Origin of the sequence: Bacillus sp. JJ1533 (assembly GCF_036965045.1) — a bacterium.
Lineage (GTDB): Bacteria > Bacillota > Bacilli > Bacillales > Bacillaceae_L > Ferdinandcohnia.
Window position 1 is genome coordinate 1 of the sequence record NZ_JBALOV010000014.1, and the last position, 15589, is coordinate 15589.

At 34.3% G+C, this 15589-nt stretch carries 14 protein-coding genes; 2 read left to right on the forward strand and 12 right to left on the reverse strand.

Annotated elements, in window-relative coordinates; genetic code table 11:
* Positions 1-251 precede the first annotated feature (251 nt).
* Positions 252-572, reverse strand: coding sequence for a YolD-like family protein (locus V7138_RS07395; protein ID WP_335395554.1), 321 nt, complete (start codon positions 570-572; stop codon positions 252-254).
* Positions 573-912: 340 nt separating this feature from the next.
* Between V7138_RS07395 and V7138_RS07400 the strand changes: the two genes are divergently transcribed.
* Together V7138_RS07400 and V7138_RS07405 are read left to right on the forward strand one after the other, a co-directional pair.
* On the forward strand, positions 913-1155 hold the full coding sequence (locus V7138_RS07400; protein ID WP_335395557.1) for a hypothetical protein: 243 nt from the start codon (positions 913-915) through the stop codon (positions 1153-1155).
* Between the two features lie 775 nt (positions 1156-1930).
* On the forward strand, positions 1931-2125 hold the full coding sequence (locus tag V7138_RS07405) for a hypothetical protein (protein WP_335395558.1): 195 nt from the start codon (positions 1931-1933) through the stop codon (positions 2123-2125).
* 534 nt (positions 2126-2659) lie between these two features.
* On the opposite strand, the gene V7138_RS07410 is transcribed toward V7138_RS07405, so the two are convergent.
* The 11 genes from V7138_RS07410 to V7138_RS07460 form a co-directional block, all read right to left on the reverse strand.
* A complete protein-coding gene (locus V7138_RS07410) occupies positions 2660-3838 on the reverse strand; it encodes an MFS transporter (RefSeq protein WP_335395560.1) in 1179 nt (392 codons plus the stop codon).
* An 82-nt stretch (positions 3839-3920) separates the two neighbouring features.
* On the reverse strand, positions 3921-5462 hold the full coding sequence (locus V7138_RS07415; RefSeq protein ID WP_335395563.1) for a tripartite tricarboxylate transporter permease: 1542 nt from the start codon (positions 5460-5462) through the stop codon (positions 3921-3923).
* A 15-nt stretch (positions 5463-5477) separates the two neighbouring features.
* Complete coding sequence (locus tag V7138_RS07420; RefSeq protein WP_335395565.1) at positions 5478-5939, reverse strand: tripartite tricarboxylate transporter TctB family protein; 462 nt, start codon at positions 5937-5939, stop codon at positions 5478-5480.
* 70 nt (positions 5940-6009) lie between these two features.
* Complete coding sequence (locus V7138_RS07425; protein WP_335395568.1) at positions 6010-7053, reverse strand: tripartite tricarboxylate transporter substrate binding protein; 1044 nt, start codon at positions 7051-7053, stop codon at positions 6010-6012.
* 13 nt (positions 7054-7066) lie between these two features.
* Positions 7067-7960, reverse strand: coding sequence for an NAD(P)-dependent oxidoreductase (locus tag V7138_RS07430; RefSeq protein WP_335395569.1), 894 nt, complete (start codon positions 7958-7960; stop codon positions 7067-7069).
* 161 nt (positions 7961-8121) lie between these two features.
* Positions 8122-8763 carry a GntR family transcriptional regulator gene (locus V7138_RS07435; protein WP_335395571.1) on the reverse strand — a complete coding sequence of 214 codons (642 nt, stop codon included), beginning with the start codon at positions 8761-8763 and terminating at the stop codon, positions 8122-8124.
* A gap of 120 nt (positions 8764-8883) precedes the next feature.
* On the reverse strand, positions 8884-9264 hold the full coding sequence (locus V7138_RS07440; RefSeq protein WP_335395574.1) for a RidA family protein: 381 nt from the start codon (positions 9262-9264) through the stop codon (positions 8884-8886).
* Between the two features lie 48 nt (positions 9265-9312).
* Entirely contained in the window at positions 9313-10032 is a 720-nt protein-coding gene (locus V7138_RS07445) for a 4-carboxy-4-hydroxy-2-oxoadipate aldolase/oxaloacetate decarboxylase (RefSeq protein ID WP_335395577.1), read from the reverse strand.
* Entirely contained in the window at positions 10032-10763 is a 732-nt protein-coding gene (locus tag V7138_RS07450; protein WP_335395580.1) for a PIG-L deacetylase family protein, read from the reverse strand. Before V7138_RS07450 ends, V7138_RS07445 begins: the two co-directional genes overlap by 1 nt.
* Positions 10764-11700: 937 nt before the next feature.
* Positions 11701-14715 (reverse strand): hypothetical protein, encoded by a 3015-nt coding sequence (locus tag V7138_RS07455; RefSeq protein WP_335395582.1) that lies wholly within the window; start codon positions 14713-14715, stop codon positions 11701-11703.
* 43 nt (positions 14716-14758) lie between these two features.
* Positions 14759-15586 carry a carbohydrate ABC transporter permease gene (locus tag V7138_RS07460; protein ID WP_335395819.1) on the reverse strand — a complete coding sequence of 276 codons (828 nt, stop codon included), beginning with the start codon at positions 15584-15586 and terminating at the stop codon, positions 14759-14761.
* Positions 15587-15589 lie beyond the last annotated feature (3 nt).

The window sequence follows — 15589 nt, forward strand, 5'->3', positions numbered from 1 at the left end:
CGATCTACAGGAATGCTATCCTGCCCCGTTAGTTAAGAACTTTTTTTATAGATATATAATAATTCCACATTCGTTAGATGGTCTTTAAGGGATTCATTCTTAGATTGAAATTTAAGTTGATTCTACTAAACGTACTTTACTTCTCAGTTAGTAAATAAGTTCAAATTGTAGAAATGTACTAGTTCAACCTAAGTATACAAATTTTTTTCTCAGGGTTTAAAGCATCAATTACTTGTCATCACAATTCAAAATTACTTTAACAACGTCGCTAGCCTAACCCTGTGTATTTCGTTAAATTTATCTAAAATTCTTAACTCATACATAATCTGATCTATATAATGTACTTTTCCAGTTAGTAATTGAAATTCTCCATTTCCGTACAGGGTAAACACTAGTTCCTGGTTATACTCCATTGCACTACAAATCGTTTGGTTTATTTCTTCTAATAGATGCTCATCTAAAATCGGTTTATCCACCTTTTTATAATCCCAATCAACCTTGTTTTGAGAAGCCAGCATTTCAGGTAACATAAATGTAGCCCCCCATTTTATTTTCCCACGATCTTTTATCACATTAGCCCCTCCTTTAAAATATATTGTATGCGTATATGTGTTCGATTAACAGTTAATATATAAACATAACTATTGTTATAAAAAAATAAACGTTAATCCTTCTTCAGGATTAACGCTAGGAAAACAAGTTCATATATCCTCTGTTCTAAGTACCTACTTACTAATTCAAACGGTTCCATACGAGTATATTTTTGATAATCATTGTTCTCAAATTTATAAAAGTCATGCTATTTATTGTTAAACGTTTATTTGATAGAAGTGAATTTTTGTACAGATTTAACTTTAAATTTTTAGATATATTAGGAATATAATAAAAAATACATAATTAGGGGGAATGAATTTGTATAAGTTACAGTTTGTTAATGCCTTTACTCAGGAAATTATTAGGGAAGTCGAGTACCATGATCGAACCTATATCAATAAATTTTTAGGTATTCTTGAAAGTGCTGATGAGGACTTAATTATATTCGATAATAAAATGAATTATTATACAGCAAGGTATTTATCTCATGCTATTGTACATGATGGATATACTATGATTTATAGAGTTTTATTTAAAACTAAACAAACTAGTAAAAATTAACGCTAGGTTTTGAAATTTGTTGATATATTTTTTATTATTTAATTTCGATTACTCCATTTCTCCCAAAGCTCACGAAACAATAAATTATATTTAATCATTACTACGTATCCAAAAGCTAATATGACTATAGATACAGGTTGAATTGGAATACCAAATATAATATTCATTATCATTACATATGTAAGTGCAACTGGAAAGCAGATACCGAGAATGTTTATGAACAGAAGCAACCTATGTGAATCCATATATACCCCTCGTTTCTCATTTTAGTTAATGCAAATATAAATGTCATTTCTTTTAATTTTGCCATTCCAGCACCAAGATATACTTTGATCTATTATAATTGAATCGTTGCTGTATATAATAGAAAAATCACGTAATTTCATTCCCTTAAGATGCTAAATTTTATACTCACTTCCATGCGTTTCACTAAATAGCCATAAAAATTAATAAACCCGCTGCCCTTTTTTCCAATATAGATTCCTGTCATTTTCAAAAGTAAACCATTCCAAACTACGCCAATGTGTTGGAGCGGGTTCAAGTTATAATTTTAACTGGGGAAAATGGTTCTACACCTTCGCTAGTTTATAGTTATTGTGAACTTATACTTTAAGTAAAATCTTTTCAAACATCATCTCTATTTAGTCGGGAATAACCACCATTTACTAGTTTCATACAGTCTTTATTCCAAGAACCATTTTAGAGGGATAAACTTCTTTTATAACCAATGGATGATATAATAAGGGTTATAAACAAATGACCGGAGGAGAAAATTGTGGAAAAAATCTTAATACAAATTTTTAATGAAGTAAAAGAGATGCGACGTGACATTAATGAATTGAAACAAGGACAATACAGACTTGAACGTGGTTTAAATGAAATTAAAATAGGACAAAACCGACTTGAATTTGGACAAGAAAAGTTACAGGAAAACCACGTCTATAGTTTAAACACTGAAAAAATTTGTTGATCATGTTGATATAAAACAGAAGTAGAGCAGACAGTTTGGTTATCTTAGAATCTAAGTGGAAATTATATTGTGTAATTAATTTTGTGTTAATTAAATTACCGAAACAAAAAAACGACATTTTTCTAAATGTCGCCGCAATATTTCACATAAGGAAAGTTTTGAGTACTTAGTAAGATAATACTCAAGCTTTCTTTCTACATAAAATTCGTGAATTGCGATGTACTTTTCTTCAATTCGGATTTGGCCAACTCCTGCCTCCTTTCGATCTCCTCTGACTTTTTAAGAATAAATTCTCCTATGTAAACGTTCTTTCACACATGACAACCCTTTATGGTAAAATGAAGTTCCTTGACAGGGGCATTTAAATAAGCGAGTTGGCTCTTTTAGGGCCAGCCCGCTTTATCTTTGACAGGTGATTTTTATTACTTTTGGAAAAACTAAATACAACTATCCGGAGAATATAGAATACTTGTAAACATTGCTTTAAAAAGCAACAAACTAATAAATAGATGAACAAACCTGCCAAAGATTTATTCATCCAACCTTCTCTTCCCTTTTCCTATTTGCATTAAGTCCTTTCATCTTTGTTGTCCCAAAACATAAAACCACCCCTACAAAATAGAAAACACCTTTTATACTTACCACTTCAGCAATACTACCAACAATAACGGGGGCTATCAGTTGAGTTAATCTGTTTGCAGACAATCGTAATCCCAAGCCCTCCCCTACTCTTTCTTTAGGTAGGTATTGGATTGTAGCTGATATCGATAATGGCTGACCAATCCCAAGCCCCATTCCTAATGTAAACGATAGGACAGTTAATACCACCCAATTCGTAAAAAACGGAAGAATGATTATACAGATACCAGACAGAAAAATAGATCCGACAATAATTTTTGTTCTCGAAAAATTATTTAATAGAAAAGGTAAAGACCATCTTATGATGATTCCTGCTAATGCATTAATAGAGATAATAATCCCAATCATACTGTTAGAAAGTCCAAATTCTAATCCTAATAATGGAAAGAATGCCGCATACATATCTTTTCCAAATAAAATTAACACACCGATTAGAAATACTTTACGCAATGTAGAATCTTTTAATAATCCAATCGTGTTAGTAATCTTTTGTTTTTTTGATTCTTGAGCTTTATCCCCTTTAATTTCCACTAGTAATAAGGCTAAAAAAAGAGCAAATAAACAGCCTAACCCTAAGCCCAAAAAAGCATTTTGATAACCCCATTCCTCAGAGATGAGCCCTCCAATAAAAGGACCTAAAAAACTTCCCAAGGCCATACCAATGCTAAATCTCATAACATTAATATCTCTGTTTTTATCATTTGCATTTATTCCAGTCATAGTTTGCCCAGCCACAACAAAAGTAGTGTAGGCTACCCCCGTGATAACCTGTGATATATAAATACCGAATATGTTTGTTATAACCATTGGCAAAAGTAACCCGATAAAGCTAAATAGCGAGCTAACAAGTATGATTACTTTATAGCCATGCTTGTCAATATACTTACCAATTTGTATAGCTAAAAAGAATGGAAGTAAAGAAAATATACCAGTAATAATTCCTATTTCAACTGGACTTGCTCCTAGTTCATGGGAAAGTAACGATACTAATGGACGAGTCCCCATTACACCAAGCATAAAAAAAACCGTCATTATTGTGACTAGATATCTACGGATGAACTGTTTCAAATTCATTACGCAAAAGTTCCTTTCCTCAATCGATTAAGTGACAAGAATACTTACACAGAAAATAAGTAAGGTGGCATAGATGCCACCATTACTTATTAATAGATTCATTAGCTTGGTTTGCTTTTTTTTTTCGAATGGGTACATTCTTTATGAGTGGATATGCGATCCAAACAATCGCCAAAATCAATAATATCAACGAAAGTGGTCTTTCAATGAAAATCATATAATCTCCATTTGTATTTGTTAATGCTCTTCTAAAATTATTTTCTAGCATTGGTCCAAGAATAAGTCCAAGAATGATAGGAGCTAACGGAAAATCATTTTTAGATAGAAAATAACCAGCCACCCCGCATCCAACTAAAAGGAACAAATCAAATGTATTAACTTGAACAGCATAAACTCCAAAAAACGATATTGCAATAATAATAGGAAGCATATACTTAGCTGGAGTTGAGATTATCTTTGCGAACACTTTTATTAAAGGTAAATTTAGAATAAGTAAAAGAACATTTCCTATAAACATACTTGCAATGAGTCCCCACGCAACCTGAGGATGCTTTTCGAATAAGAGTGGGCCAGGTTGTACATTATACATCATCAAAGCACCCATCATAATCGCGGTGGTAGCTGACCCAGGGATACCTAATGTTAGCATTGGAATTAACGAACCACCCGAGGCAGCATTATTGGCAGCTTCAGGTCCTGCAACCCCTTCAATCGCTCCATTTCCAAACTTCACTTTGTCTTTACTAAGACTTTTTTCAGCACTATAAGAGAAGAACGATGCAATCGAAGCACCCGCACCTGGTAATAACCCAACGAAGAAGCCAATAAAAGAACCACGTAACATGGGAAGTGTACTTGTCTTCAACTCTTGTTTTGATGGTAACAATCGATTAATTTTTTGAATCGAAGAATTATTCGTATCCCTCTCTAATATAGTTCCCAAAACCTCTCCTATTGCAAAAAGACCAACTGCAAGTGTTAAAAACTCAATTCCTTGGTATAGAATTGGTTGATCAAATGTAAAGCGTGCCACACCAGAGATCGAATCGACACCAATGGTTGAAATTAGAAGACCGAGAACTGCCATAAGTAGGGCTTTCGTCATTGATTTTCCCGCTAACCCAGATACAGTTGCTAAACCTAAGATAATTAATGCAGTATATTCTGCTGGTCCAAATTTTATTGCCCATTCAGAAAGCGGTTTCGCCAATAAGATAAGACCAATTAATGCTAAAATTCCTGCTATAAACGATCCAATTGCGGAAATGGCAAGTGCTTCCCCTGCCTTCCCTTTTTTCGCCATTTGGTAACCATCAATGGTTGTAACAACAGAAGCTGATTCACCAGGGGTATTGATTAAGATGGAAGTCGCAGATCCTCCATACATTGCTCCATAATATACACCTGCTAACATGATGATGGATGCTGTTGCAGCCTCCTCCGGTGATAAACTGCCTGTTACCGAGGTTGTAATAGGTACTAATAGCGCAACCCCACTCATTGGACCTATACCTGGTAATACTCCAACGGATGTACCAATTATAACTCCAACAAGTGCGAATAATAGATTGTGCCATTGAAAGGCAATAGCAAACCCATTCCCTAAAAATTCTAATACTTCCAAGTTATTCACCCCTTTCTAAAAAACTAGCCATTTAGGAAAACCTTGTAATGTGCCACTTAAGACCTCTACGTACACATAATAAACAACTACAGTTAACACACCGGAAATGAGTATTGAGTTTAACATTTTTCCTCTTTTCATAATTTGGAAGCCAACTACTAAGAAAATAAAAGTAGAAATGATATAGCCAATCCATTCAAGGGTTAATGCATAAAGGAGAGTTATTCCGAGTGTTTTCATAAATTTTATATAATCGAGTGATTCTTTTTCTTCATTCTTGTTTTTATATGTAGTAGTTTGGAAAAATAATAGAATGCTTAATATGATTAAGACAGACCCTAGTACTTTAGGGAAAATATCCGGACCAACACTACTACCATAAGTACTGGCTGATATTTGAAGACTTTGAGCTATAAAAAAAGTGCCCACTCCAATCAAAATAACAGACATGTACCGATCAAAAGTTTTGCTTGGCAATTTCTCCACCACCATCTGCAGAAATGTATAGCTAGAGAGAAGAGATAATCACTCTCCCCCCTTATTTTACTTACTTAGTCATTCCTAATTGATCTAACACCTTTTTAATGCTTTCTTCTTGTTTTTTGAGGATTTCCATAAATGCTTCTGAATCGTTATAAAAATGCTCCCACCCTTTAGCTTCTAATTCTGCCTTCCATTCATCTGTTTCCACGAGTTCTGCTATTTTCTCTTCCCAATATGCTTTTGCTTCTTCTGTCATATTTTTAGGTCCAAAAATCCCTCTCCATACAGCGAAATCAGAATTAATTCCTAATTCTTTCATTGTAGGAACATCTGCAAATGCCCCTGGTAAACGTTCTGGAGCATCCACCGCTAACACCTTGATTTTTCCTGCTTCTAAAAATTCGCTGACTGACGATGCTACACTCGTTAACACATCTGCATTTCCACCAAGTAATGCTGTCATAGATTCAGCTTTTCCATCGTATGGAACATATTTCAGTTGTGCACCATTTAAGCCATAATCTGTTGCAGGTATTAAAAATGATAGATGATCCACTGCACCCGGTGCAGAACCACCTGCAACTGATAAATCAGATGGGTTCTCTTTCATATAATCAAATAAAGATTTCAAGTCGTTAAATTGTGAATCTGCTGACACTGCAATTACACCATAATCCTGGAATAATGTAGCGATAGGAGTTGTATCTTGATACCCGTAAGGACTATTTCCATCTTTTTTTAGATGATTAATCAACATTGTTGGTGAAGTTAGAAACAATTTGTAATTATTATCAACATCCTGAGTTGCATACTCCGCTAAAAATACAGAACCACCGCCGCCAGGTTTTACCTCTACTGTCAATTGTTGTTCAACAATTTTTGTATCAGTTAAAACCTTTGTAAACGATCTTAACGCAGTATCAAATGCTCCACCTGCTCCAGAAGGGGCTACAAATGTTACAGGCTTTTCAGGATAAGTAGATTCCTTTTTGGCACCTTCACTTTCACTAACACCATTACTATTTGTGTTTGATGAACAAGCAGTAATTAATGTAATCAGTAATCCTAAAACCAAAATATTCCGAAAAAACAATTTAAATTCACTCATCTTTTATCCCCCTTTATTTGATTACAATCCCTTCTAATCCCTTTAATACATCTGTGTAACTATTAGGTACTGTATTGTTGAAGTATCCCTTCAAATCATTTTCTACAATCTCTTGCAATGTAGCTTTTGTTTGTTTAGACATTCTCGATGAAACATGCAAATCCTGTAAGGTGTTAATCACCTCATCCATCTCAGTTACTCGTCTTTCGGCATGAATTGAGGTACGTGTAATTAGTAGATTAACCAGTGCTTCAAAAGGTTGATTGTTAATGGTCTTTTCGATTGATTTCAATATTTCTTTATCAATTCCAAATTTATAACTAGCACTTAATGTTTCTAGTAATAGTGCGGTAAAGCCTTTCATAAAAATACTTCGGCACATTTTCATTGCAGATGAACTACCAGCGTCCTGATTCAAAAAGGTAATCCTCATTCCATATTCATTTAGCTCTTTTTCCAATTGACTTGCACCATCACCGCTTGCGAGAATTGGAACTTTATGCTTATGGGGAGGGACTGGTTCCATGACAGCACCATCTACAAACTTTGCGCCCTTCTTGTTAATAATTGATGCAACCTCCTTTTTTAAGGATGGTGAAGCCGAATTTAAGTCAACATAAATTTTTTCTTCATTAATATCTTTCGCTACTTCCTTCGCAATCGATGCTGCATACTTTGCACTAGTAGCACAAAAGAGAATTGTAGATTTCTTAATTAATTCTTGCAAAGATTCTACTAAAATAACCCCCGCATCTTTGGCCCTTTGGTGTATAATTGGCCCAGCAACTGGATGATCTGACTGAACATCATAGCTATATATTTTACTAATACCTTCATTTTTAAGGCCACTACAAATATGAAAAGCAGCCTCTCCTAGACCGATAAAACCTAAAATGGGTGAACTCAAGTTTTATACCCCTCTCATGTGTTCCTTTTCTAAATCACAAAATGTTTAAACGCTTACAAACTCATAACCACTCAATCATGTACTCTGTATATGAGGGGAAAAGTGGTGAATGCTTTTCGATTCATCCCTTTTCCCTGTGAGTCAACTAAATCTTTCATACTTTACAATAATAACGAACTGTGTTCTTGAATCGTCTTACGAACATTCGATAAATGCGTTTTTATTGCTTGTGCAACCAATTCTTCGTCACCTGATTTTAAAGCCTCTAAAATAGCTCTGTGTTCCGCATAAGAATTCTTATTTCTTCCTGGCACCAATATCGTTCTTATATGAAACCTAGCTAATTGAGTTTTTATGATATTGACCATTTCTACTGCTTGCTTATTCGTACAAGTATCATAAATAATTTGGTGAAATGCTTTATTCAATTTAGAGTATTCATCAAATCGGTTATTTTGTAGATGTTCTTCCATTTTGTGTAGAGTTTCAGATAGTTTGTTTATTTCTGTGTCTGTAATATTGGAAGAAGCATCTACTGCAACTAATACCTCTAAAACCTCGCGAATCTCCATATAGTTGACGACTTCTTCAAGGGTATATGATTTTACATTCGCACCCTTATTACTTTGGACTTCTACCAATTGCTCTTGTTGAAGTTTTAAAAGTGCTTTTTTAACCGTGTTCCGGCTGACACCTATCGAAGTTGAAAGTTCAATCTCATTTAATTTTTGTGAAGGCTTAAACGTGCCATCTAATATTTTTTCTTTTATAAAACAATAAGCAACGTCCATAGGTCTACTCATATTTTCATCATCCTAACCAATTGTTTACTCATTTAAATTATATAATAGATTACGGTCAGAACAACAGATTTGGAATCTTCAATTTAACTAATTAAAAATGACTTCTAGATTAATAGCTATTTATAAAACAGCTATCATTTCTATTTGAACCCGAAGCCCCTCACGTAACTTCTGAACGTTAGTATGTCTCGCTGGGCGGTCATTCTCATTCGGAAACATCTTTAACCATTCTACATTTACTACTTTTTTATAGGCTACATCTGTTGCTAACACGCTAAAACGAGCTATGTCGTCGGTTGTTCCTCCAGCTAACTCCATAATTTCTCGTATATAGTGAAAAATGTTGGCGACTTCATCTTCCACACGTTCCGGAACTTCACCAGTTTCTGGATCAGAACCAATAATTGCAGAAGTATAAACCATGTTTCCAATCTTCACTGCTGTAGGAATTGGATTTTGATGATTCGAGCCCTTTACATGCAGTACCTCACGTTTTGCCATTACTCTAACATTCCTTTCCACTAACATATAAGTATAATAAATAATCTTTTATCTGAGCGTTTTGTTCAATGAAGCAGGAATACTCTCTTCGTTTTCATAGTAGACGACATTTTCATTCTCTAGTATCGGTCGTAGATTATAGAAATCAATGCTTAGTTCGCCTCTATTAATTTTTGCCTTCGTTTGTTCTTCCTTTTCCAGCCGTTTTATAGAAGCCTCGAAACTATTCTCTACGTCTTCCTTCTTAACAATTACTACACCATCGTCATCTGCCATTATCAAATCACCAGGGTTTACAATTGCACCTCCACACACCGTTGGTGCGTTTACCCAGCCGCCTTTAATTTTATTCGTTCCAGCAGAATGAACCGCCTTCGACCAAACAGGAAATTCTAATTCTCGTAATCTAGTAACATCACGAATGGCAGAATCAATAATGACTCCTTGCACACCACGCTTCATTAAGGCTTTAACTATCAATTCTCCAATCATCCCTGCAACATTTTCACCAATTGTAGTGATTACAAGGATATCACCAGGTTTACAAACCTCGATTGCTGCATGGATCATCAAATTGTCACCCGCATAACAAACAGCTGTCACTGCAGGACCTACGATTAGTTTATTGGATAGAATAGGTCGTAACTGATAATCCATTAAGCCTTGTTTTCCTTGCGCTTCATACACTGTAGAAACATCTAAATTAAGGTACTTCTCAATTAATTCCGGGTCTGGGCGTTCAATGTTTTTAAGTATGTACTTTTGCATTATATGAATTCCCCTCCGACATACGGGAAGCAACGAGAAAATGCTTCGGCATATTTGTATTCATTGTTACCAGAGCATCTACGAGCATGATTTCCACGTAATTTTGCTTTCAACGCATAATACTCAATTAAATGGGGTTGTGCTTTAAAGCAATTCATTGCAGCCTGTTTTTGTTCGAATGTTTCGGATATATCAATAATGACATCAGGGTTAAAATTGCTAATTTCTGGTTGATGAGGTTCAAAACCAAATATTCTGGCTTGTTTTGCAGTAGTTGTTCCCTCAAGTCTAACACCACTAGAGGTAGACAATACACTTGCATCAAAGACATACTTGGATACTAATTCATGATCTGGATTGAATGCATCTGTAGGCCCATGACTTAAAATATGGTGTGGTTTCACTTCCCTAATCTTACGGACTAATCGTTCCATTCTCACTTCATTGATTTCCATGTGATAGTCCTGGTAATCCCAAATTTCATAATCCGTTACACCTAAATATTTAGCTGCTTCTTCAATTTCTTGTAGGCGGGTAGCTTTTACATTATCCAATGTTTGCCCATTTTTCTTCCAAAGGTCATTGGATTCCCCCCTAGCGCCATAGCTTAGAATTACTAGTGATACCTTTGCACCATGTTTCACATATTTTGCAATCGTACCTCCACCCCGCCAAACAAAATCAGCTGCGTGAGCGCTTACAACTAATAGATTCGTATTTTTGTCAATCATTTTCGTGCCCCTCTCCTGTATAATCTATAATATGTAAACAAAATATTTAAACTATATTGTTTAACAATTTTGTATATTTATAGTGTAAAATAACCTGATTTTCATGTCAATATAATTTAACAGAAAATTATTAATAAATTTTAAATATAGAAAAATTATTAAAACTCCAGGAAAAACCAGGCAAAGCCCGGCCCTTTTAATTTCCATTTCTTCGATTTGTAATATGTCCAATTCAGGTCTTGGTTGTTTTTGAGAATCTCTATCTAGTTTCTTTAATAAAGAAGAAGGAATTTTATCAGAAGCATTTCTGAAAAACAAAATAGGAGCAACTTGTTTTAATAACTCCGTTGCTCCATAACTTTTGCACATGTTTGTTTAAATATATACCTTAACAAACTTTATATATTAACAAGTCTAATTCATAAGTCTCTAATATTAAAACGACCCTCACAATCATCACAAAATAAAAAAAGTAATAGTTTCAAGCTGATAAACCGCCATCTCCTAATAAATATTGGCTATCATCATAAGCTAAAAATAAGGCTCTGTTAAAGGTAAATGTTGATATTTGATACTTGTGTTAATTCTTGATTCACTCCAATTATTAACTTAAAATTATAACTTCCTGTGCAAACGTAATTAAAAAAAGCGAAAGTCTTAAAGACTGCCGCTTAATTCATATAATGTTGATTATGTCAATTTCTACCCACTAACTTTCTTGCTCATTCGAATCAAAATACTAAAACCATGATCAGATTTATATTTTATAATAAATTTTATATAATTCCATACTCCTTAATATTGAATCACGTAACGACTTCTTATCAGATGTAATTTATAATTGAGTACACTTATTAGTATCCTTCCTTGTGACCCTCAAAGACACCCCTGAAAAATGTTGAACTTTTTCAGGGGCAAGAAACCGTCACTCTGCTACCTATTTCGCAATTGCGAATCTAATAGTTGCGGCAGTGTTTGGTACTTGATATCCATTTTCATCAATGGCTACCACTTTAATTTCGTATTCAGACCCACGGTTAAGTTTTTTGATGGATTCTATCCACTTTCCATTTGGTAGCACTTTGACTTCTAAGACACCATTTTGGGAACTAAACCGTTCGTGCCAGTAAATCTTTATCATTTCTACTCCTACAGCTTTACCTTTAACACTCACACTGCCACTATTTATTGTTATATTATTAACTGGTTTTTCAATTGTTAATGACGTATCAGTTTGGATATTTTTACCTAGATCTGCCGCTAACATTAGGTAGCCTGCCTGTTCTACAGTTAAATCCTGAAAAATGTTCCCATCAGCTAAAGCTTCTACTAATCTTTCCAGATAACCATTCACCCGTGGTTTGTCGCCCATTAATGCTGCTGTGTAGACAACAGTTGCTTTATCTCCGGTGATTTGTGAGTCTGTATACCAATTAGGAAATTTCTTGTTATAAAAATTATACAATTCAATTGCTCTTTCGCTATCTGGCTGAATCAACCCAGTATAAATTCCGGTTAATTGTTTTGCAACATCAGCCTCGGATGTTAGATCAGGAATATCCTTCTCATTTGCTTGGTTAAGCGATAAATAATAGTATCCATCTTGATTATTCCAGAGGTGATTTTCAATTCCTGTTTCGAGTTGAGATGCAAAACTTTTAAAATAGCTAGCAGGACCAGAAGAATTAAAGTGTTTTTCAAATAACCAAACACTATCTTTCATACCTTGAAGGGTTAAAGCGTTATCTTCAAAGCTCTTAACTGTATTGCCAGGGTGTTTCCACATTAAGCCGTCACTTGCCTGTGTCCTCATTATTCCTAGCCCACCAGTCATAATGTCCAAATTATATTGAGTAGTTAGAAATTGATTTTCCTTTTCATAGTATGCTTTTAAGAGTGATATAAAGGTTGCATTAATCACACTAGAACTTTCATATCGGTTAGATTTTTTCCATTCACTCGTTTGAGTATCCTTATAATAATCGTAATGTGTTCCGTATACACCCAGATTATCGCCCCAGTTCCAGTTAGTCATGTACCAATCCATATATTTTTTAACATTAGGAATCGTTTCTTCTCGTAATAATAATCCTAATGCTGCAACATTCGATGAAGCCGTTTTGATATCTGAGTTATGCTGATTTAATGTAATTGCACCATTGTCCAACTGACGATCCACAATCCAAGAAGACAATTGATTCATTACTTCATCATATAAAGTTTGTGCACTAGAAGAAATTGGAATAGTTAGGTCCTTTGTTCTAACAACATTGTTTTCATGCTTAACAAATGCCCAAACTGTTAGTTCCTTCATTTCTGGTTTAATTCCCTTTAACACTAGAAGTCCATCATCACTAATTTCAACAACCTCAGGTTGATCAGAATGGTAGGTAATTTGAGCATTTGAAAGGTCAACACTTGAACCATCATTGTAATGTGCAACTGCCTTTATTTCAGTCGATTCGTCTCGATGAAGATTAGTCTTAGCAGATATTAGATAAGCATCCTTAATAATGTTTGCTTCGTTTCCAACTTTTACCTCAATTCCAAACTGTCCTTCTTCTATAATATTATTAAATTTATCTTTTGCCTGATATTTTAATAAATAATCCCCATTTAATAAACCTTCTAATAAAATAGACCAGCTACCATTTAAAATATTTGTGGTAAACACTGTTTTTTCTGATGTTAACTCATGAGTAAACTCAAAGTTAACCTCATGGATTCCTTTAGCAGTTCCGTTCAAAGTATAAGGCATTTCAGAAATGATGGATTGTTCACCTAGGTTTGCTATTTCAAAACTCTTTGTTTCATTTGAGAGTTCCATAGCTTTTGAAGCAGTAAGCATGGTGATCCCACTTTCCATGACATACCATGGCCATGGATGATTTTCATCTATATAAGTATTTTTTACGGTTTCTAAAAATTGATCAACGCGAATTTTATCCCCCATAATTGCAGCTGTATACGCAATAAGTGCCCATGGGAATGCATCTTCTTTTTCCAATACTGGCCAACCTGGGTGATATTCATTAAATGTATTATAAATTTCTAATGCTATGTTGCTTTTTGGATCTATAATACCAGTCCATATAGGGAATAATTGTGCAGTAGCATCTGCGTAAAATGTATTCCAATCGGGATTAAGTAAAGTACCATCTGTCATTTTGCCAGGTGAGTATATGTTTTTATTTGATATCCATAACTCATTCTGAATCCCCTCAAATACCTCAGTTTGGTGTTTAGAATATGTTGCTGATGATTCTTGATCATTAAAAACTTGATTACAAATCCATACCATATCCTCCAAACCTTTGTATACTTCCGTATTATCCATTAAGTATTTTACTTTGTATGAAGGTTTTGCCCAAGTTAAACCATCCTCTTGTTTGGTTGATAGCATGGCAGAAGCTATCAGTAAAATGTCTTCTTTATGTTCTTTTAAGTATTGATAATCACCCGTTACTTCAGCATATTTACGTAAAAGATTAATAAATGTTGATGCATAGGAATCTGTAGAATCAAAATCGTTGGTTGGTGTTTCAGTCTTTTTATCAGTTTCTATGATGTAATCATATACGGATCCAGCAGGAGTGGATTCTGTTTCTTCTCTGTTTAAGTGTTCAAAATACCAATCCATATAATCTTTAACTGTTGAAGAATGTTCCTCTTTTTCTAATAAACCTAATAAACCAAGATGAGTAAAGTAAGGTACTACTTTATATTTTCCATTGTAATTCGAAATCGGGTGGCTGTATGTCGGTATGGCACCGTTTTCGAATTGTAAACTACTAATCCACTCTGCTTCTTGTTTTAATATTGACGTGTACAAATCCGAATCCTCGTTATCAATCTTAGTTATTGCAAAACCCCTTGTTGGTAAAACGATTGATATTATCAAAATAGTAACGATGAATAGTTTGATAGAAATATTACATAATTTCCCCTTCATAACAACACCTCCGCATTTTTAAGAAATTCAATCCATTTCCTTCTTACCCTTTGATTGCTCCTGAAGTCATTCCTTTAATAAATTGCTTTTGCATCAAGATATAAATCAAAATTACTGGTAGGACCATAATGGTAGATGCAGCCATGAGAAGTTCATATTGTGTTGTATATTGGCCTACAAAAACAGATAAACCCATTTGAATTGGCATTAAATTATTATCTGTAAATACAACAAGGGCAAGCATAAATTCATTCCAAACGGATAAAGTATTTAATATAATGATTGTCGCGATAGCTGGACGTGCTAGAGGTAACATAATCTTATAGTAAATTTGGAATCTATTTGCACCATCCATAATTGCAGCTTCCTCCAACTCACGTGATATATCGTCAAAGAAAGCCTTTAAAATAAATATCGAAACAGGTAATGAAGTTGCTATTAGAGCTAGAATATAACCCGTTCTTGTATTTGCTAAACCTAAATTACTCATAACGATGTAAATCGAAATAAATGCTCCTGGTATAGGAATCATCAAGGTGGCCATAAAACTTAGGTAGATAGTTTTTTTACCGAACATCTTCAGTCTCGATATTCCATAAGCAGCTAAGGATGAAACAAGAACAACCCCTACCACTACCGCAACAGAGTAAATAATGCTGTTCATTGTGTAGAGATTAAAGCCACCATCTATCCATGCATCAATATAGTTTTTGAAATTTAAAGCATTGTTAGGAATAAAGCCTCTATTAGTGAAAATCTCATTTCTTTCTTTCAATGATGTAGAGACCATCCAAATTAATGGGAAAATAGAAACAAGCGCCCAACAAACTAAAAATAGGTGGATAAATCCATTTGAAAAAAGCCTCTTCACCCT

What these genes read in the sequence shown, in the direction of transcription:
- V7138_RS07410 (WP_335395560.1), bottom strand. Translation starts at nt 3,838, where the DNA reads ATGAATTTGAAACAGTTCATCCGTAGATATCTAGTCACAATAATGACG.
- V7138_RS07425 (WP_335395568.1), bottom strand. Translation starts at nt 7,053, where the DNA reads ATGAGTGAATTTAAATTGTTTTTTCGGAATATTTTGGTTTTAGGATTA.
- V7138_RS07435 (WP_335395571.1), bottom strand. Translation starts at nt 8,763, where the DNA reads ATGAGTAGACCTATGGACGTTGCTTATTGTTTTATAAAAGAAAAAATA.
- V7138_RS07440 (WP_335395574.1), bottom strand. Translation starts at nt 9,264, where the DNA reads ATGGCAAAACGTGAGGTACTGCATGTAAAGGGCTCGAATCATCAAAAT.
- V7138_RS07445 (WP_335395577.1), bottom strand. Translation starts at nt 10,032, where the DNA reads ATGCAAAAGTACATACTTAAAAACATTGAACGCCCAGACCCGGAATTA.
- V7138_RS07450 (WP_335395580.1), bottom strand. Translation starts at nt 10,763, where the DNA reads ATGATTGACAAAAATACGAATCTATTAGTTGTAAGCGCTCACGCAGCT.
- V7138_RS07455 (WP_335395582.1), bottom strand. Translation starts at nt 14,715, where the DNA reads ATGAAGGGGAAATTATGTAATATTTCTATCAAACTATTCATCGTTACT.